Origin of the sequence: Streptomyces shaanxiensis (assembly GCF_039537145.1) — a bacterium.
GTDB lineage: Bacteria > Actinomycetota > Actinomycetes > Streptomycetales > Streptomycetaceae > Streptomyces > Streptomyces shaanxiensis.
Window position 1 is genome coordinate 64,821 of record NZ_BAAAZY010000013.1, and the last position, 21,520, is coordinate 86,340.

Annotated in this window: 2 protein-coding genes; both read right to left on the reverse strand. The window is 74.2% G+C overall.

The annotated features are described in order from the left end of the window. A complete protein-coding gene (locus tag ABD932_RS27965; RefSeq protein ID WP_345016548.1) occupies nt 1-6,696 on the reverse strand; it encodes an amino acid adenylation domain-containing protein in 6,696 nt (2,231 codons plus the stop codon). A gap of 34 nt (nt 6,697-6,730) precedes the next feature. Beyond that, the gene (locus ABD932_RS27970) at nt 6,731-21,496 is read right to left on the reverse strand and encodes a non-ribosomal peptide synthetase (RefSeq protein ID WP_345016550.1); all 14,766 of its coding nucleotides are present in this window, start codon (nt 21,494-21,496) and stop codon (nt 6,731-6,733) included. Between the last annotated feature and the right edge of the window lie 24 nt (nt 21,497-21,520).

The window sequence follows — 21,520 nt, forward strand, 5'->3', positions numbered from 1 at the left end:
TCATTCGCTTTCTGTTCGGGAGCGGTTGGCGGATTCTTCGTTCGGCCGGGAAGCGGTCAGTTTCTGGGTGAGGACGCGGCCGACCGGTGGGAGATTTCCGGGGTGGAGCATCCGGTAGTGGTCGATCGGGATCTCGTGTGCCTCGACGGCGCCGCCGGTGTACGGCGCCCAACTGGCCCTCGCCTCGGTGGCGGGCAGTTCCTCGGGGCGGTCGTGGGCGGCGATGAACAGCAGCACGTCACCGCCGAAGCGGCGCGGGGTGTGGCCGGGCGCGAACCGGGCCATGTTGCCCAGCACTTCCTGCATCCGCGACAGCACCCGGTCGCCCAGGTTGCCGCGCGCGTCGACGCCGGCCGATACCTCGATCTCCTGCTCCATCAGTGTCGACGCCTGCTCCTCGCGGGAGACCCCGCGGTCCCGCGAGATCGACTTCCCGGCGCTGCTGGGGTAGGCGTCGAGCAGCGCCAACAGCGCGACCTCCTCCCCCAGTTCCTCCAACCGGCAGGCGATCGCCTGGGCGATCATGCCACCGAAGGACCAGCCGAGCAGGTGGTAGGGGCCCTCTGGCTGCAGCGTGCGGATCTCGTCGGCGTAGTCGGCGGCCATCTCCTCGATGCTGTGCGGGAGTTCCTCGGGCCCGGCGAGCCCGCGCGCCTGCACGCCGTACACCGGGAGGTCGGCCGGCAGATACGGCAGCAGCGCCGCGTACGACCAGCTCAGGCCCATGCTCGGGTGCAGGCAGAACAGCGGCTTCCGGCTGCCCTCGGGACGCAGCGGCAGCAGCACGTCCAGTTCGCTGCCGGCGCGGCCCGCCGGCCTGGTTGTCGGCGTGACCCGCCGGTCGCGCAGCGACAGCACGCCCTCGCCGTCGCGTCGGGCCCGCTTACCGGTCCGCAGCATCCGGCCGCCGGTGCGGTACGGGTCGGCGACGAACAGCTCCGCCGTCAGGGCGGGCCGGCCCGCGTAGCCGCGCGCCAGGGTGCCGCCCGCCACGTACAGGTCCCCCTCGACGCCGGTGGGGACCGGGCGCAGCCGGTCGTCCAGGACGTAGGCGAGCGTGTGCGGGAGCGGCCGTCCGGCCGGGAGCCCGGAGACGGGCGGGTGCGTGCCGGCGCCGAGCCGCGTGTCCATCCAGGTGCCGCCGGTCTCGGGGGTGGCGTGACCGGTGACCCGGGTGGTGACGGCGGGCGTCCCGTGCGCCTCCTCGTCGGCGACGAGAATCTCCGCGTACGACGGTGCCACCGCGGTCCGTTCGGCGAGCAGGGCGCCGGTGGTGACCACGAGGTCGGCGCCCGGCCCGTCGGCTGCGGGGGTGCCGAAGCGCACGGTGCCGCCCGCGGTCAGCGTGGCGAGCAGCGGGGTGATCAGTGACTCGACCGGGACGCGTGGGTCCAGCAGGGTCACCCCGGCGACGGGCGAGGTCTGCGCGCGGTGCGCGGCGCGGGCAGCGAGGGTGCGGTGCTCGACGACTGCGTGCGCGCCGTCCCGGGCCGGGAGGAGCAGGGCGGGGTGGCCGGGGAGCGGGGGTTGCGGTGCGGTGTCCTTGGCGCTGGGAGCGACGGTGGCGGGTTCACCGGTCACCAGCTCGACCGTGGCGGGGCCGCCGGTGACGGAATCGCCCATCCCGGGGCTGCCGGTGACGGGTCCACCCGTCACGGGTCCGCCAGCCTCGCGTTCGCCCCTGGCAGGTCCGCCCACCTCAGAGCCTCCGACCTCGGGTTCACCCGTGGCAGGTCCGCCGAGGACCGGCCCACCGGTCACAGGTCCGTCCACCCCAAAGCCGCCGGTGACAGGTCCGCCGGTGTCAGTGACCAGCACCGGGATGCCTTCGACGGACGCCCAAGACCCGGCGCCCGCCGCAGTGGTGACCACGGCGGCTGGCCGGAGCTCCCCGAGGTCGGTGTCGGAGCCGGGCACCAGACGGAACGCGGCGCCGGATTTCAGGACCCCGGCCACCGCGCCGACCAGTCCGGCGCCCACGGTCTGGTCGACGGCGACGACGTCCTCGGGGCGGACGCCCCGCGCCGTGAGGCGCCGTGCCAGTGTCTTTGCCGCCGCGTCGAGTTGGGCGTACGTGAGAGACCCGGCGGCGTCCGCCACGGCGATCGCGTCGGGGCCGGCCTCCGCCTGCGCGGCCAGCGCCTCGACGATCGTGGTCTCGGGCGGTTCGGCGGCGGTGTCGTTGCCGAAGGCGAGGGCTGTCCGCCGCTCGGTGTCGTCCAGCAGCAGGTCGACGTCCGCGACCCGCAGTTCCGGGTCGTCGGCGACCTGCTCCAGGACCCGGACCAGCCGCGCGGCGAACGTGACGGCCGTGTCCCGGTCGAACAGGTCGGTGGCGTAGCGCAGTTCGCCCGTGAGGCCACCGGGGGCGCCGTCGAAGTCCTCGGTCTCGTCGAGGTGCAGGGACAGGTCGAACTCCATGGCGTCCGTACCGAGGTCGACTCGGCTGATGTTCAGGCCCGGCAGTTGCCAGGCATCCCACGGGTCCTCTCCCTCGTCGCGGACGTCGAGGGCGACCTGGAAGACGGGGTGGCGGTCGGGGGTGGGTGGCAGGTCGAGGGCCTCCAGCAGCCGGGCGAAGGGTACGTCCTGGCGCCGGCGGGCCTCACGGGCTGTCTCATGCGTCCGGCCGAGCAGTTCGCTGAACGTGGGGTCGCCGGAGAGGTCCGTGCGCAGTGCGAGGGGGCGTGCGAAGGCGCCGATCAGCCCTTCCAGCTCGACCTCGTCGTCGCTGCGCGGCAGCACGGTGCCGACGGTGACGTCGTCGGCGGCGCCGAGCCTGCCGAGCAGCAGGGCGAGGGCCGCCTGGACCACGGTGAACGCGGAGGCGCCGGAGGGTTCTGCCGCACGGGCGAGCCGGGCGTGTGCCTCGGCGGCGAGTTCGACCGGCACGGATCCGGCGCGGCGGGTGGGCAGCGCCGGGCGGGCACGGTCCGCGGGCAGGTCCAGCGCCTGCGGGGCGCCTTCGAGAGCACCACGCCAGTACTGGATCTCGTCCCAGGCGAGGGTCTCACGGTCCTGCTCGCCGCTGAGCAGCTCCCGCTCCCACAGCGCGTAGTCGGCGAACTGCAGTGGCAGCGGGGCCCGTTCGGGGGCACGGCCCCGGCGCCGCGCGCCGTAGGCCGCGGCCAGGTCGCGCATCAGCACACCGGTCGACTGCGCGTCGGCGGCCATGCGGTGCACCAGCAAGTGCAGTACGTGGTCGGTGTCGGAGAGGGCGAACAGGGTGTGGGTCCAGGGCACGTCGCGGGTGAGGTCGAAGGTGTGGGCCGTCGCCCGTTCCAGCAGCGCGGGCAGTTCTTCCTCGCGGGCCTCGGTGAGCCGCAGCGCGGGCCGTCCGGCCGCCGGTTCCAGGACCTGCTGGCGTACCGAGCGGCCGGTGCCGGGGAAGGTGGTGCGCAGGATCTCGTGCCGGTCGGCGACATCGCCCAGCGCCGCCGTCAGAGCGTCCCGGTCGAGGGCGCCGTGGATGCGCAGGGCCAGCGCGTGATGCGCGGGCGAGGCGTGGTCGTCGCCGGCGAGTCGGTCCAGCAGCCAGGTGCGCAGCTGGCCGGCGGTGACGGGCAACGGGTCCGGGCGGTTCTCGATCTGCCGGAGCACGGGCCGGACCTTGGCGGCGAGCGCCCGCGCCACGCCCGCGGGGGTGGGCGCGGAGAACAGTTGCCGGATGGGCAGGTCGACGTCGAGTTCCTCGCGGATCCGGCGCGCGAGGCGCATCCCCAGGCCGGAGTCGCCGCCGAGTTCGAAGAAGTTGTCCTCGGCGCCGACCTCGTCGAGGGCGAGGACCTCGGCGAACAGCGTGCACATCAGTTGCTCGGTCTCGCTCTGCGGGGCGCGTCCGGCGGACCGCGAGACGAAGTCGGGGGCGGGCAGCGCCTTGCGGTCGATCTTGCCGTTGGCGGTCACCGGCAGGGTGACCATGGCCATCACCATCGCCGGGACCATGTACTCCGGCAGCACCTGCGCGACCTGTTCGCGGACCCGTTCGGGGTCGAGGTCCTGTCCGTCGGCGACCACATAGCCGATCAGCCGTTTCTCTCCGGGCCCGTCGTCACGGGCGGCGACCACGGCCTGCCGGACGCCGGGCTGCGCGGCCAGCGCGGACTCCACCTCGCCGAGTTCCACCCGGAAGCCGCGGACCTTGACCTGGACGTCGGCCCGCCCCACGAAGACCAGTTCGCCGTCGTCGGTCCAGCGCACCAGGTCCCCGGTGCGGTACATCCGCCGGCCCTGTGCGTACGGTTCGGGCACGAACCGCTCGGCGGTCAGGGCGGCCCGCCCGGCGTACCCGTGAGCGACGCCCTCACCGGCGATGTACAGCTCGCCGGGGACCCCGGCCGGCACCGGCTGGAGGAAGGCGTCCAGGACGAAGACCCGGCGGCCCGCCAGCGGCCGTCCGATCGGCAGCGTGCCGGTGCCGGGTGAGCCGGGTTCGACGAGGTGCCAAGTGGCGCACAGCGTGGTCTCGGTCGGCCCGTACAGATGCCGGATCCGCAGGCCCGGGCAGACCTGCCGTACCCGCTCCACGGCCTGCGGCGGGACGACGTCGCCGCCGGTCAGGACCTCGCGCAGCCCGCTGAAGCACTCCGGTGCCTCCTCGGCGAGCACCCTGAAGGTGCCGGCGGTCAGATGCAGGACGGTCACCCCGGCGGCGACCTCCTCGCGGATCCGCAGCGCGTCGACCACGCCCGGCTCCGCGACCACCACGCGGGCCCCGGACACCAGCGGCACCCAGATCTCGAACAGCGTGGCGTCGAAGGCGTGCGGGGCGTGCAGCAGGACCGCGTCGTCGGGGCGCACGTCCCAGCCCGCGTCCCCGGCGAGCGCGGCGACGGCGCCGTGCGGCACGGCCACGCCCTTGGGCGTTCCGGTCGAGCCGGAGGTGTACATCACGTACGCGATGTCGTCGGCGGTCAGCGGTACGACCGGCGGCTCGCCCGGGTCGGCGGCGAGGTCGTCGAGGACGAGCGGCGCCACCGGGGTGTCCTCGGGCACGGAGCCGCGCGTCGAGCGGGTGCACAGCACGGCGGCCGGCGCGGAGTCCTTCAGCAGGAACGTGATCCGCTCGGCCGGGTCGGTCACGTCGACGGGCACGTACGCGGCGCCGGTCCGCCAGATCGCGAGCAGCGCGGTCGGCAGATCGGCCGAGCGTTCCATGAGGACGGCGACCCGGTCTCCGCGTCCCACGCCCCGCCGCGCCAGTGAGCTCGCCAGCCGGGCCGCGCCGGCGTCCAGCTCGGCGTAGGTCAGGGTCCGCTTGCCGTCGACGAGGGCGACGGCGTCCGGGGTGCGGGCGGCCTGCCGGGCGATCAGCTCGGGCACCGAACCGCTGGGCACGGTCGCCTCGGTGGCGTTCCACTCGCGCAGCACCCGCTCGCGCTCGGGCCCGCCGACCGCGGCGAGCCGGCCGACGGGCACGGCCGGGTCGGCGACGAGCTGTTCCAGCACACGGATCAGCCGGCCGAGCACCGACTCGGTGGTGGCGCGGTCGAACAGCTCCAGCTGGTGGTCGAGTTTGATGTGGAGTCGGTCACCGGGGGCGACGACCAGCGTGAACGGGTAGTGGGCGGTGTCGCGGGAGAGTTTCGCCGGGCGCATGGTGAGGCCCTGGGAACCGGGCTTGCCGGGCGCGTGCGGGAAGTTCTCGTAGACGACGAGGGTGTCGAAGAGGGCTCCGGGGCCGCCGAGGCGCTGCACCTCGGGCAGTCCGAGGTGCTGATGGGCGATCAGGCCGGCCTGGCGCTCCTGGAGGGCGGTGAGCATCTCGACGGCGGGCTGCCGCCCGTCCAGGGGCACCCGCACCGGCAGGGTGTTGATCAGCAGGCCCACCATGGACTCCACGCCGGGCAGTTCGGCCGGGCGGCCGGACACGGTCGCGCCGAACACCACGTCGGTACGCCCGGCGAGCTGGGCCAGCACGACCGCCCAGGCGCCCTGCACGACCGTGTTGAGCGTCAGCCCGTGACCGCGGGCCAGGCTCACCAGGCCCGCCGTCAGCTCCTCGGAGAGGTCGGTGAGCACGAAGCCGGAGTCGGGCAGCCGGGTGAGGTCGGCGGGTGCGACCAGCGTCGGGTCGTCGAGACCGGCCAGCTCGGCCCGCCACACGTCCCGTGCCCGATGCTTGTCCTGCCGGTTCAGCCAGGCGAGGTAGTCGCGGTAGGAGGCGGTGGGCGGCAGCCCGGAGGCGTCGCCGCCGGCCGCGTACAGGGCGGACAGCTCGCTCATCACGACCGGCATCGACCAGCCGTCCATCAGCACGTGGTGGCTGGTGAGGACCATCCAGTGCCGGTCCTCGGCGAGTTTCACCAGGGCGATCCGCAGCAGCGGGGCCGCCGCCAGGTCGAAGCGCCGGCCCAGTTCCTCGCCGGCCACCCGGTCGGCGACGGCGGTCGCCTCGGCCTCCGGCAGGTCGCTGACGTCCTCCTCGCGCCACGGCAGGGTCACCTCGCGGGCGATGACCTGCACCATCTGGGCGCCGCTGACATGGCGGAAGCAGGCGCGCAGGGCCGCGTGCCGGGCCACCAGCGCCTCCCAGGCGGCGCGCAGCCGGGCGCCGTCCACCGGTCCGTCGAGCGCGAGCACGGCCTGCACGGTGTAGACGTCGGGGCCGCCGCGGTCGTCCAGGGCGGCGTGGAACAGCAGACCCTCCTGGAGCGGGGACAGCGGCCACACGTCTTCGACAAGGGATCGGGGCATCGCGTTACTCCTCACAAAGGCTTGCGGTCGTCTGTCACTTGTCGTCGGCGAGTCCCGCTTCCAGCTCCTCGATCTGGCTCTGCGCGAGGTCCAGGAGGGAGAAGTCGGAGGGGGTGTGGCCGCCGGCAGCGGGGTCGTCCGTGTGGGCCGCGAGGCCGCCGAGCAGCTCGTGCCAGGCCTGGCCGAGGCGGTCGAGCGCCCCGTGGCCGAGAGCGTCGGCCCGGCCGCGCAGTTCGAGGGTCAGTTCGGGGCCGTTCGGTGTGTCCCGCAGCTCGGCGGTGGCGCGCACCGCGTGGGCCGGGGGTCGGGTGGCGACAGTCCGGCCGAGGGGCCGCCACGGCGCTGAGGTGTCCGGGGCATGGCCGTGGTAGCCGAACGCCAGCGTGGGCGGGGCGAGCGCGGCGAGCCGGGGCACGGTGTCGGGGTTGAGGTGACGCAGCAGCCCGTACCCCAGGCCGTCGCCCGGCACCGCCCGCGCCTGCTCCTTGACCGCCTTCAGCAGTTCCCCGGCCGCCGCGCCACCGGCCCGTGCCGAGCCGAGGTCGAGTCCGTCGAGATCGATGCGTACGGGAATGTGGTGGGCGAAGCGGCCGACCGTACGGGCCGGGTCCACCCCGTCGAAGGGCTGCCTGCCGGAGAGCTCCAGGTCGAACAGTGCTCCGGAGGCGGTTCCGTTCTCCACGACGGCGCCCGCGAGGGCGGCGAGGACCACTTCGGACGGTGCGCAGTGGAAGGTCTGTGTGGTGCGCTCGGTGAGTACGGCCGTGACCTCGGGTGTCAGTGACCAGGTGGCGCGGGCCTCGGCGCCGGCGGCGGCGACCCGCTCGCCGGGCGCCAACAGGGCCGCCCAGCCGTCGAGTTCCCCGATCCGTTCCTCGGCCGTGGCCTGTGCGGCGAGCAGCCGCGCCCAGTGCCGGTAGGAGGTGCCCTCCTGCTCCAGCACGGGCTCCTGCCCGGCCGCCGCGGACTCGTACGCCGTCCGCAGGTCGGTGACCAGGATCCGCCACGACTCCTCGTCCACGACCAGTTCGTGGGCGACGACCACCAGTCGGCTCTCCCGGCCCGAGTCCGCCCACACCAGCCGGACGAGCACGCCCTCGGCCGGGTCGAGCCGGGACGCGGCATGGGCGACGGCGTCGTCGAGCCGCCCGTCGGCCTCGACCCGGTCGATCAGCCGGGCCGCGTCCGGCGCTCCGGGCTCGGCGACGACCAGCTCCTCGCCGATACGGCAGCGCAGCATCGGATGGGTGTCGAGCACGGCCCGCAGCGCACGGACCAGGGCCTCCTCGTCGAGGTCTTCGGGCGTGGCGAGGGCCACCCACTGGGCGGGGCCGGTCCCGTCGGCCGGCACCGCCCGCATGGCCGGTGTCCACGGCATCTCGCCCGTGGCCGCCTCCTCGGCCGCGGCCGCCTCGACGAGCAGGGCGAGCCGTTCGGGTGTCTTCTCGGCGAAGACCTGCCGAGGGGTGAGCGCGATCCCCTCGCGGCGGGCCCGTGAGGCGAGCTGCATCGAGGTGATCGAGTCGCCGCCGAGCGCGAAGAAGTTGTCGTCGGCGCCCACTCGTTCCAGGCCCAGCACCTCCGCGAAGAGGCGGCACAGCAGCGTCTCGGCCGGGGTGCGGGGGTCGCGTCCGCCCGCACGGCCGGCGAAGTCGGGGGCGGGCAGCGCGCGCCGGTCCAGCTTGCCGTTGGGGGTGAGTGGCAGCCGGTCCATCGGAACGAAGGCGGTGGGGACCATGTAGGCGGGCAGCCGCCGTTCGAGATGCTCGCGGAGTTCGGCCAGCAGGGCGCCGGTGCCGCGGGCGGCGGCGGGGTCGTTGGTGACGGCCGAAGGCGGTACCGGGGCGGGTGTGTAGACGTCCACCACGGTCGTCGACGCGGTCAGCCCGGCGCGGACGAACACGGCGTCCACCTCGTCCGCGGCGGTCGCCGACCAAGTGACGCCCACCCAGTAGCCGAGCCGGTCGCCGAGGTCGTACAGCTCCTCGACGTCCGGTCCGGTCGCGGTCTGCTCGGGCACGGGCGGGACGCCCTCGTGGAGGGCGCGGGCCAGCGCGACCTCGTGTGCCACACGGGAGTTGGGTACGCCGGTCAGCCGCAGCCGGTCGGGCTGTGCGGACTCCAGGTGGCGGGCCAGCCCGGCGAGGCCGCCCGTCCCGGTCCAGGGCAGCAGGGGCGCGTCGGCGGCGGTCAGGGTGGCCGCGCCCGTCCTGCGCAGCACCACGTCGTAGCGGTGCCGGCTCAGCTCGTTGTGGTGGCGGGCCCGCTTGAGGCGGATGTCGGCGCCCGCCGCGTCGGGCAGTTCGGCGCCGAGCGCGGCGAAGAACTCGGGGTCGACCAGCAGTTCCTTCTCGAGGGTGAGGTTCTGCTCGACGGCCCGGCGCAGGGCGGGGACGTCCTGGCCGTCGGCGCGCGCGGACTCCACGGCGGTCGCGAACGGCCGCAGCAGCCGGTGGTTGCGGACATCGCCGACGAACACAGCGCCACCGGGCACCACCAGCCGCAGTGCCCACTCCAGCACGCCCCGCAGATAGTCCGCGTTGGGGAAGTACTGCACCACGGAGTTGAGCACCACGGTGTCGAAGTGGTCCTCGGGCAGACCGTCGGTCTCGTCCGCGGCCTGCACCCGAAGCCGCACCGTCGCGGCCAGCTCCGGATCCCGCTCGACCTGGCGGCGCAGCTCTTCGATCACGGGGGCGGAGAAGTCGGTGCCCCAGTACTCCTCGCAGTCCCCGGCCAGTTGGGACAGCAGCAGTCCGGTGCCGACGCCGATCTCCAGTACCCGGCGGGGCCGCAGCGCGCGGATCCGGTCCACGGTGCGCTCCCGCCACTCGCGCATCTCGGCGAGCGGGATGGGCCGGCCGTCGTAACTGCTGTTCCATCCGGCGAAGTTCTGGCCGAACGCTGCGTCGGTGGGCTCGGCGTGCACGGAGTCGTACAGCACCTGCCACTCGCCGACCTGGTCGCGCGCGATCCGCTCGTCACGGCCGCGGTCGGCGTCGTCGGGCACGACGTACCCGATCAGGCGCCGTTCCCCGGGTGTGTCCTCGCGGGCGACGACCGCGGCCTGTGCCACGCCGGGATGTCCGGCGAGCACGGCCTCGACCTCGCCCGGCTCGATGCGGTGGCCGCGCACCTTGACCTGGGCATCGGCACGGCCGGCGAAGACCAGCAGTCCGTCGGGGGTCCAGCGGGCCAAGTCGCCGGTGCGGTACATCCGCCCGCCGGGGGTGAACGGGGCGGCCACGAACCGGGCGGAGGTCAGCCCGGCCCGGCCCAGATAGCCGCGGGCCAGGCCGGCGCCGGCGACGTACAGCTCGCCGGTGACGCCGGGTGGGACCGGCTTCAGAAAGGCGTCGAGGAGGTAGGTGCGCCCGTTGGCGATGGGCCTGCCGATCGGGACGACGTCGGCGCCCGGTGCCAGTGGCGGGCTCATCGACGCGCAGACGGTGGTCTCGGTCGGGCCGTACGCGTTGATCATCCGGCGGCTGCCGGCCCAGCGGTCGGCCAGGGCGGGCGGGCACGCCTCGCCGGCGACCACCAGGGTCCGCAGTCCGTCGGGGAGTTCGTCGGCGGTGGCCAGCGCGCTCGGCGGCACGGTGACGTGGGTGACGTCCCAGTGGCGCAGCGCCTCGGCCAGCGACACCTGCGGGGGCAGGGTCTCGGCGGGCGCGACGATCGCGGCGGCGCCGGACAGCAGCGCCATCAGTAGTTCGGAGACCGCCGCGTCGAAGCCGAGGGAGGCCAGTTGCAGCACGCGCGCGTCCGGGCCGACGGCGAAGTGGTCGATCTGCGCGGCGGCCAGGTTGCCGAGTCCGGCGTGCGGGACCACGACGCCCTTCGGGGTGCCGGTGGAGCCAGAGGTGTAGATGACGTACGCGGCCTGTTCCGGCGGTACCGGCACCGCGTCGAGCGGCCGCGCGGGCAGGGTCACCTCGTCGAGGACGACGACGCGGCCCGGATGTCCGGCGGGTACGGCGGCCCGGGTCCCGGCGGTGCACAGGAGCAGCTGGGGTGCCGCGTCGCCGAGCAGATACGTGATGCGGTCGGTGGGGTGCGAGGGGTCTATCGGCACGAAGGTGCCGCCTGCCCGTGCGACCGCGAGCAGCGCCACGACCATCTCCACCGAGCGTGGCACCAGTAGCGCCACCCGGGTCTCGGCGGTCACGCCGAGGTCGCGCAGATGGCGGGCCAGCCGCCCTGACTCGCGTTCCAGCTCGGCGTAGGTCAGCTCACGGTCGGCCCCGACCAGGGCCGTGTTGCCGGGCGTGCGCGCGGCCTGGGCCGCGAACAGCTCCGGAAGGGCGGCCCGCGGCCGGATCGGCGTGGCGGTGTCGTCGCGGCCGTGGTCGGCCGAGCCCGTCGCCCACTCCCCCAGCACCAGCTCCCGCTGGGCGGCGCCGGTCACCTCCAGCCGCCCGACCTGGACGGACGGGTCGGCCACCAGCTGCTCCAACACCCGCACCAGATCGGCGAGCAGTTCCTCCACGTCCGCGCGCTCGAAGGCGTCCGGCCGGTAGACGAGGTCTCCGCGCACCCGCTCGTTCTCCAGGACCGCGACGAGGGTGAGCGGGTAGTGGCCGGCGTCCTCCGGTGTCCCGGCGGGCCGGATGGACAGCGCGTCGGGGTCGTCGGAACCCAGCGGCGGGCGTGGGTAGTTCTCGTAGACGACGAGGGTGTCGAAGGTGGCGGCGGGTCCGGCCAGCCGTTGGATCTCGGTGAGCCCCAGGTGCTGGTGGGACATCAGCGCGACCTGGCGTTCCTGGAGGTCGGTGAGCATCTCCAGCAGCGGCTGCGCGCCGTCGAGCCCTACCCGCACCGGCAGGGTGTTGATGAACAGGCCGATCATCGACTCGACGCCCGGCAGTTCCGTGGGGCGTCCGGCGACCGTGGTGCCGAACACCACGTCGGTGCGGCCGGTGAGCCGGGCCAGCAGGATCGCCCAGACGCCCTGGAGCAGGGTGTTGAGCGTCAGACTGCGCCCGCGGCCGAGGGCGACCAGCTTGCGGCCGAGCTCCTCGTCCAGCTCGTACGTCACCCGCTGCGGCTCGGCGGGCGCGGTGACCCGGTCCGCCGGGACCACCAGGGTCGGCTCGTCCAGCGGGGCCAGTTCCGCCCGCCAGGCGGCGCGGGCGGCCGCCTTGTCCTGCCGCGCCAGCCACTCCAGGTAGGCGCGGTAGGAGGTGGCGGGCGGCAGGGCACGGGGGTTGCCGCCCGCCTCGTAGAGCCGGGCGACCTCGCTGACCATCACGGGCAGCGACCAGCCGTCGGAGGCGATGTGATGGCTGGTGAACGCCAGCCGGTGCCGCCGCTCGGTGATCCGCACCAGCAGCACCCGCAACAGGGGTGCGCCGGCGATGTCGAAGCGGTGCTCCTGGTCCTCGGCGGCCAGCCGCTCGAACGCCGCCAGCGCCTCCGCCTCGGGCAGGCCGGAGACGTCCTCGGCGCGCCACGGGATCTCGACCTCGCGGGCGACGGTCTGCACGAACCGCCCGGACTCCAGCTGACGGAACCCGGCCCGCAGCGTGGCGTGCCGGGCCACCACGGCCTGCCAGGCGGCCCGCAGCCGTGCCACGTCCAGCGGCCCGGTCAGCTCCAGCCAGCGCTGGCCCTCGTAGACGTCGGGGCCCTGCTCGTCGTACGCGGCATGGAAGAGGAGCCCTTCCTGGAGCGGCGAGAGCGGCCATACGTCGGCGAGCGACGGCACCGCCGCGTCAATCTCGGCGACCTCCTGCTGGGTGAGGTCGAGCAGCGGGAAGTCGGACGGGGTGTGGCCGCCGGCGGCCGGGTCGGTGACGTGGGCGGCGAGACCGGTCAGCATCGCCAGCCAGGCCCGCCCGAGCGCCTCGGCGTCCGTGGCGTCGAGCACGTCGCCGGCCCAGCTCAGGCTCAGCGTCAGCTCCGGGCCGTGCGCCGTGTCCCGGACTGCGGCGCCCGCCTCGATCACGTGCTTCACCGGTGTGGCGGGGTCGACGGATCCGCCGATGCCGGCCGTGGCCTGCCAGTGCTCGACGACCGACGCGGCGGCGGGGGCGACGGACCTCCCGAGGTAGTTGAACCCGATCTGCGGGACGGGCAGCGCGGCGAGTGCGGGCGCGGTGTCCGGGTTGAGGTGCCGTAGCAGTTCGAAGCCCAGCCCGTCGCCCGGCAGGGAACGCGCCTGCTCCTTCACGGCCTTCAGCAGTTCCCCCGCCGCAGGACCGCCGGCCTGCGCGTCGGCGAGGTCGACCCCGGCGGCGTCCAGGCGTACCGGCTTGACACTGGTGAACCACCCGACCGTGCGGGACAGATCGACACCTTCGAGCGCCTCTCGGCCGTGGCCCTCGATGTCGACGAGAACGGCGGTCGCGGCCTCCTCGGCGGCCCGCTCCCGCCAGTGCGCGACGCCTCCGGCGAGGGTGGCGAGCAGCACCTCGTGGACGCCGCAGTGGAAGGCGTTGGGGGCGCGGTTGACCAGGTCCCCGGCCTGCGCGGGCGGCAGGGTCCAGGTGGCGCGGCGCACGGTGGCGGCGGTGTCGCGGGCGGGGTCGAGCGGCCTGCCGCCGATCGGGGCGTCGCCCTCGCCCAGCAGGGCGGTCCAGGCGGGCAGTTCGGCGGTCCGGGTGTCCTTGCGGGCCTCGGCGGCCAGCTTCTCGGCCCAGCGCCGGAAGGAGATCCCGGCGGGCACCGGCTCCGGCTCTCGTCCGGCGGCCGCGGCCTCGCACGCCGCGCGCAGATCGGCGAGCAGCACCGGCCAGGACACGGCGTCGACGGCCAGGTGGTGCACGGCCAGCACCAGGCGTCCGGTCTCCCGGCCGGCGTCGATCCACACGGCCTGCGTCATGACGCCGGAGGTGGGGTCGAGCCGGGCCACGGCGTCCCGGGCGACACGGTCGGCGAGCACGTCGAGGCCCTCGGCGGTGCCGGTGCTCGCGTCGGTGCGGGTGACCAGCGTGGCGGCGTCCACGGTGCCGCGCCCCGCCACGAACAGCCTTGGCTCCGCACCGGGTTCGACGCGGGCGCGCAGCATGTCGTGCGTGTCGAGCACGGCACGCAGACCGGCGGCCAGCTGCTCACCGAGGCCGGGCGGGGCCGCGACCACCGCCCACTGGGCGAGGCCCCCGGTCTCCACGGCACGCGGGGCACGGTCGCGCAGGGCCCGCATCACCGGCGTCCACGGCACCTCACCACCGGAGTCGGCCTCGGCGGTCTCCGGCCCGCTCGTGTCGTCCGCGAGCCGGGCCACGGCGGCGATGGCGGCCGGGGTCTCGTTCTCGAAGACGTCCTGGGCGCTGAAGACGATGCCCTTGCGGTTGCCGCGGGCTGCGAGCTGCATCGACATGATGGAGTCGCCGCCCAGCTCGAAGAAGCTGTCCTCCACACCGACCTGCTCCAAAGAGAGGACGTCGGCGAAGAGTTCGCACATCAGCTTCTCCGCCGCAGTGCGCGGCTCGCGGCCCCCGGGGGCGGTGAACTCCGGCGCGGGCAGCGCCTTGTGGTCCACCTTGCCATTGACGGTCAGCGGCAAGGCGTCGAGCACGACAAGCGCGGCCGGAACCATGTAGTCGGGCAGGGTCCGCGCGAGCCGCGTACGCAGCTGGTCCGGATCGGCGTGACCCCCGTCGGGGACGAGGTATCCGACGAGCCGTTTCTCGCCGGGCCGGTCCTCGCGGGCGACCACGATCGCCTGGGCGACACCGGGCAGCGCGGCCAACGCGGCCTCGACCTCGCCGAGTTCGACACGGAAGCCCCGGATCTTCACCTGCGCGTCCGCACGACCCGCGAAGACGAGGTCACCGTCGTCCGTCCAACGGGCCAGGTCGCCGGTGCGGTACATCCGCTCCCCGACGGCGAACGGCGAGGCCACGAACCGCTCCGCCGACAGAGCGGCCCGCCCCAGATAGCCGCGCGCCAGCCCGGCGCCGGCGACATACAACTCGCCCGCCACGCCTGGCGGCACCGGCTGGAGGAAGGCGTCGAGAACATACGCCTGACGGTTTGTCAGCGGATGCCCGACCGGCAGCACTCGGCCGGTGTACTGGCCCGGCTCCAGAAGGTGCCAGGTCGCGCACAGGGAGGCCTCGGTGGGACCGTACAGATGCCGGACGCGGACGCCGGGGCAGGCCGCGCGCACCCGCTCCACCGCGTCCAGGGGTACGACATCACCACCGGTGAGGACTTCCCGTGCGCCGATGAAACAGTCGGGCGCCTCCTCGGCCAGCACCCGGAACAGCCCTGCGGTGATGTGCACATGGGTCACCCCGGCGGCGATGTGCTCCCGTACGGCCGCCGCGTCCACCGCCACACCCGGCTCGGCGACCACCACCCGAGCCCCACTCGCCAACGGCACCCACACCTCGAACAACGAGATGTCGAAGGCATGCGGGGCATGGAACAGGACCGCGTCACCGGGGCCCACACCCCAGCCCGACTCCCCCACCAGCGCCGTGACGCTCCCGTGCGGCACGGCGACACCTTTCGGCGTGCCGGTCGAGCCGGACGTGTACATCACATACGCGAGATCGTCCCCGGCGACCGCAACGGCGGGAGCCTCGCCCTCGCCCTCGACGACAGCGTCGATCGTCACGGACGGGGCCGAGTCCTCCAGCACGAACGCGACGCGCTCCGCCGGATAGGCGCTGTCCACCGGAACGTAGGCGGCTCCCGTCTTCCAGACCCCCAGCAGCGCCCCGATCAGCTCGATCGACCGCTCAAGACGCACGGCCACCCGATCACCCCGGCCGACCCCACGCTCCCGCAGATGCGCCGCCACCCGATCCGAAGCCTCGTCCAACTCCCCGTACGACACCCGCCGTTCGCCGTCGACGACGGCCACCGCGTCCGGCGCCTGCGCCACCCTCGCCCGGAACATCTCCAGCACCGAGGAACCCGGCGGAACCTCCCCGGCGGTGGCGTTCCAGCCCTCCACCACCAGCCCGCGCTCCAGGGCGCCCACGACGTCGACCCGTCCGACCGGCGCGGACGGATCCGCGACGACCTGTTCAAGGACTCGTTCGACCTGCCGGGCCACGTGGAGAGCCTCGTCGCGGTCGAAGAGATCGGGCCGGTAGGTGACGTGCACCCGTATCCGGTCGCCGGGCATGACCCCGACCGCCAGCGGATAGCTGGTGCTGGCACGGGTGTTGACGCGGGCGACGGTGATCTCGTCGTCCTGGGCGGTGAGTCCGGACGGGTCACCGGGATAGTTCTCGAACATCAGCATGGTGTCGAACACGGCGCCCGCGCCGCACAGCGACTGGATCTCCGCGAGACCGACGTGCTGGTGGGCGAGCAGCGCCGACTGGCGGGCCTGGAGGCGGGTCAGCATCGCCAGCACACTCTCGTCGCCCTCGAGCCGCACCCGTGCGGGCACCGTGTTGAGGAACATCCCCACCATCGACTCCGCCCCTGCCAGCTCCGGCGGGCGGCCCGCGACCGATATGCCGAAGACGACGTCGGTACGTCGGGCGAGCCGGCTCAGCACCATCGCCCAGGCGCCTTGCGCGAGGGTGTTGAGGGTGAGGCCGTGGGCGCGGACCATGGTGGTCAGGGCGCGGGTCAGCTCTTCGGAGAGCAGCAGCGAGTCGCCTTCCGTGGCCGCCGGTTGCCGGCCCGCGGTGGTGGGCGCGATCAGGGTGGGCTCGTCGGCGTCCGCCAGTTCGGTGCGCCACGCCTCGCGGGCAGCCTCCTTGTCCTGCCGGGACAGCCAGGCCAGATGATCGCGGAAGGAGGGCGCCGGGCCGAGCCCGGAGGCGTCGCCGCCGGCGGCGTAGATACGGGACGCCTCGTCGAGGACGATCGGCGTGGACCAGCCGTCCAGCAGGATGTGGTGGGAGGTCATGACGAGGCGGTGGCGGCGCTCGCCGAGCCGGACGAGGAGCAGCCGCAGCAGCGGGGCACGCGTCAGGTCGAAGCGTTCGGTGCGCTCCGCTTCCGCCAGCGCCTCGGCCTCGGCGAGCGCCTCCGTCTCCGGTCGCCCGGAGAGGTCGACCTCGCGCCAGAGGGGCTCGGCCGCGCCGGTGACGGCCTGGACGCTGCGGCCGTCGGCCAGTTCGTGGAAGCTCACCCGAAGCATGTCGTGCCGGGCGACCAGGGCGTTCCAGGACCGGTGCAGCCGGTCGGCGTCCAGCGGGCCGGTGAGGTCGAGCACGCGCTGGGTCTCGTAGACGTCGGGGCCCCGGTCGCCGTAGGCCGTGTGGAAGAGGAGTCCTTCCTGGAGCGGGGAGAGCGGCCAGACGTCGGTCAGACCGGGGAGCGTGGACTCCAGTTCTTCCACGTCGGAGCGGGTGAGGGTGAGGAGGGGGAAGTCGGACGGGGTGTGGCCGCCGGCCGCCGGGTCCGCGAGGTGCGCGGCGAGGCCGGTGAGGAGGGCGAGCCAGGTGCTGCCGAGCTCCTCCGCGTCGGCGGCGTCCATGATGTTCCCGGCCCAGTTCAGGGTGATGGTCAGCGCCGGGCCGTCCGGGGTGTCGCGGACCACGGCTGCGGCCTCGATCATGTGCAGCAGCGGTGTGTCGGGGGCGACGGTGCCGCCGAGGGCGGACGGTCCGGCCGGCTGCCAGGCTTCCGGCTCAGGTGCGGAGGCGAGGAAGCGGCCGAGGTAGTTGAAGCCCACCTGGGGGGTGGGGAGTTGGGCCAGTACCGGTGCGGTGTCGGCGTTCAGGTGGCGCAGCAGTCCGTAGCCGAGCCCGTCGCCGGGCACGGCTCGTATCTGCTCCTTGGCCGCCTTCAGTAGGGCTCCTGCCGCCGGTCCGCCGGCCAGTGCGTCCGTGAGGTCGATGCCTGCGGTGTCCAGCCGTACGGGGTGGGTGTCCGCGAACCAGCCGACGGTGCGGGAGAGATCGACGTCGGCGAGCGGCTCGCGGCCGTGGCCCTCGACATCGACCAGGAGGACGGTGTCGGTGGCGCCGGAGCGCGCGCCGGCGACCGCGCCCGCCAGCGTGGCCAGCAGTACCTCGTGGACACCGCAGTGGAAGGCGGCGGCGACACGGGCGACGAGGTCGTGGGCCGGAGTGCCGGTCAGGGTCCAGGAGCGGTGCCGGAGGGTGGCGGCGGTGTCGCGCGCGGGGTCCAGGGCCCGCCCGCCGATCAACGCGTCACCGTCACCGAGCAGTTCGCGCCAGCGGTCCAGCTCCGCGACCCGGCTCTCGTGCCGCGCCTGGGACGCCAGCAGCCGCGCCCAGTGCCGGAACGAGGTCCCCACCGGAGCGGGTTCGGCGGGCCGCCCCGCCACGGCCGCCTCGCACGCGACCCGCAGGTCCGGCAGCAGGATCCGCCACGAAACTCCGTCGACCACCAGGTGGTGCGCGACGAGGACCAGCCTTCCCGTGCGCTCCGGCCCGGCGTCCACCCAGACCAGCCGCACCATCGCGCCGGCCGCCGGGTCCAGCCTGTCCGCGGCGTCGCGTGCCGCCCGCTCCGCGGCCCGGTCGAGGTCCTCGCCGGTGCGGGGCTCGACGCGCGCCACGAGTCGGGCGGGGTCCACGGAGCCGCGCTCCGCGACCACCAGGGCCTCGGTGCCTTCCGCCGCTCGGGCGCGCAGCATGTCGTGGGTGTCCAGCAGGGTGCCGAGGGCGGCGGCCAGAGTCCGCTCGCCCACCGCCGGCGGCGCCGCGACGACCGCCCACTGCGCGAATCCGGGACGGGCGGCGGCCGTTCCGAGGGCACGCATGACGGGGGTCCACGGCAGTGTGCCGACGGCGTCGCCGGTCACGGCCGGGGTACTCGCCTCGGCCGGGCGGGCGGCGAGGGCGAGCCGCTCGGGTGTGCGCAGATCAAAGACCTGACGTGGGGTCAGCACCAGGTCGGCCCGGCGGGCGCGGGCGACGACCTGCATCGAGGTGATCGAGTCGCCGCCCAGGTGGAAGAAGTCGTCCTCGACGCCGACGCGTTCCAGGCCCAGCACCGCCGCCACGATCTCGCACAGCGTCCGCTCGGAGTCGGTGCGGGGCGCACGGCCCGTCGCCCGGCCCGCGAAGTCGGGTGCGGGCAGCGCCTTGCGGTCGACCTTGCCGTTGACGGTCAGCGGCAGCGCGTCGAGCACAATCAGGGCGGCCGGGACCATGTACTCGGGCAGCACCTTCGCCAGGTGCTCGCGCAGCAGCTCGGCGTCCAGGTCCTCGCCGTCCGGGACGACGTACCCGATCAGCCGCTTCTCGCCGGGGCGGTCCTCGCGGGCGGTGACGACGGCCTGACCGACGCCGGGCCGCGCGGTCAGCGCGGCCTCCACCTCGCCGAGTTCCACCCGGAAGCCGCGAACCTTCACCTGGGCGTCGGCTCGCCCCACGAAGACCAGTTCGCCGTCGTCGGTCCAGCGCACCAGGTCCCCGGTGCGGTACATCCGCTCCCCGTCCGTGAACGGACAGGCCACGAACCGCTCGGCGGTCGGCGCGGCCCGGCCCGCGTAGCCACGAGCGAGCCCGGCACCGGCGATGTACAGCTCGCCCGTCACGCCGGGGGCGACGGGATGCAGAAAGGCGTCGAGGACATACACCTGACGGTTCGTCAGCGGCCGTCCGACCGGCAGCACTCGGGGAGTGTCCTCGCCCGGCTCCAGCACATGCCAGGTCGCGCACAGCGACACCTCGGTGGGCCCGTACAGATGCCGTACCCGCACCTCGGGGCAGGCCGCGCGCATCCGCTCCACGGCCCGTACGGGCACCAGGTCTCCGCCGGTGAGCACCTCCCGCGCTCCCGCGAAGCACTCCGGCGCCTCCTCGGCCAGCACGCGGAACAGCCCTGCGGTGATGTGCACATGGGTCACCCCGGCGGCGATGTGCTCCCGTACGGCCGCCGCGTCCACCGCCACACCCGGCTCGGCGACGACGACCCGAGCCCCACTCGCCAGCGGCACCCACACCTCGAACAACGAGATGTCGAAGGCATGCGGGGCATGGAACAGCACCGCGTCACAAGGCCCCACACCCCAGCCCGACTCCCCCACCAGCGCCGCGACGCTCCGGTGCGGGACGGCGACGCCCTTGGGCGTCCCGGTCGAGCCGGACGTGTACATCACGTACGCGATGTCGTCCCCGGCGACCGGGACCGACGGAGCGTCGCCCTCGGCGGCGAGGACCGAGGACTCGTCGAGCGACACCAGGCGGACCGGGACGTCGTCGGGCACGAGGGCGCGCGTCCGCCCGTCGCACACCACCGCCGCCGGGTCGCAGTCCGTCAGCAGGAACGTGATCCGCTCCGCCGGGTACGCGGTGTCCACGGGGACGTACGCGGCCCCGGACTTGCCGACCGCAAGCAGCGTGATCAGCAGCTCCGCCGAGCGCTCCAGCACCACGGCGACCCGGTCACCGGCGCGCACTCCCCGGTCGGCCAGATGGCGGGCCAGCCGGTCGGAGGAGGCGTCCAGCTGGGCGTACGTCAGCTCCCGCTCACCGTCGCGGACGGCCACGGCTTGCGGCGCCCGCTCGGTCTGCCGGGCGAACAGTTCCAGGACGGACTCGCCTGGCGGCTCGGCCGCGGTGGCGTTCCAGTGGTCGACGACGCGCGTCCGCTCGGTCGTCCGTATCGCGTCGACGCGCCCCACCGGCTGCCGCGGGTCGGCCGCCAGTTGCTCCAGCACCCGGACCAGCCGGCCGAAAATCGCCTGGGCTGCCTCGCGGTCGAAGAGGTCGGGCCGGTAGTCGAGCTTGAACAGCATCCGGTCCTTGGGGACGGCGACGAGGGTCAGCGGGTAGTGGGCCGTCTCCTGGCCGGCGGCGAAGCGCAGGGTGAAGGCGTCGGGGGCAGCGGGCTCCTCGGGCGGGCGGGGGTAGTTCTCGAAGACGACGAGGGTGTCGAAGACCGCGCCCGCGCCGCCGAGCCGCTGGATCTCGGCGAGGCCGAGGTGCTGATGGGCGATCAGCGCGGACTGGCGGGTCTGGAGTTCCTTCAGCACCTCCACCGAGGGCCGCTCGGCGTCGAGTTCCACGCGTACGGGCAGGGTGTTGATGAACATGCCGATCATCGACTCGACGCCGTCGAGACCGGCGGGGCGCCCGGCGACCGTGGCGCCGAAGACGACGTCCGTACGGCCGGCCAGCCGGGCCAGGACCATGGCCCAGGCGCCCTGGATCAGGGTGTTGACGGTGAGACCGTGCTGCCGGGCGAGGCCGACCAACTCGCCGGTCAGCCGCTCGGGGATGTCGGCGATGAGGCTCTCGGGCAGAACGGGCCCGCGACCGGGGTCGGCGGCCACGACGAGCGTGGATTCGTCGGCGCCGAGGAGTTCGGCCCGCCACGCCTCGCGGGCCGCGTCCTTGTCCTGGCGGGCCAGCCAGGCGAGGTAGTCGCGGTAGGAGCTGGGCTCGGGGAGTTTCGCGGCGTCGCCGCCGGCCGCGTACACCTCGGTCAGCTCGTGCAGCAGGACCGGCATGGACCAGCCGTCCATGATGATGTGGTGACTGGTGACGATCAGCCGGTGCCGGTTGTCGGCCAGCCGCACCAGGAGCAGGCGGAGCAGGGGCGGGGTGACCAGGTTGAAGCGCTTCGCCCGGTCCTCGGCGGCCAGTTCCGCCAACCGGGCCACCGCCGTCTCCTCGTCCAGCCCCGAGAGGTCCTCCATCCGCCACGGCAGGTCCGCCTCGCGCGCGATGACCTGCACGGCCTCGCCCGACTTGCGGCGCCTGAAGCCCGCCCGCAGCACCGGGTGCCGGGCCACCAGCGCCTCCCACGACGCCCGCAGCCGGTCGGCGTCGACGGGGCCGTCCAGGTCCAGGAGCCGCTGCCCTTGGTAGACGTCCGGCCCGTCGCTGTCGAAGGCCGCGTGGAACAGCAGGCCCTCCTGCAGCGGCGACAGCGGCCAGACGTCCTCGACCTGGGATCGGGTCATCGCGTAACTCCTCAGAGACAAGCG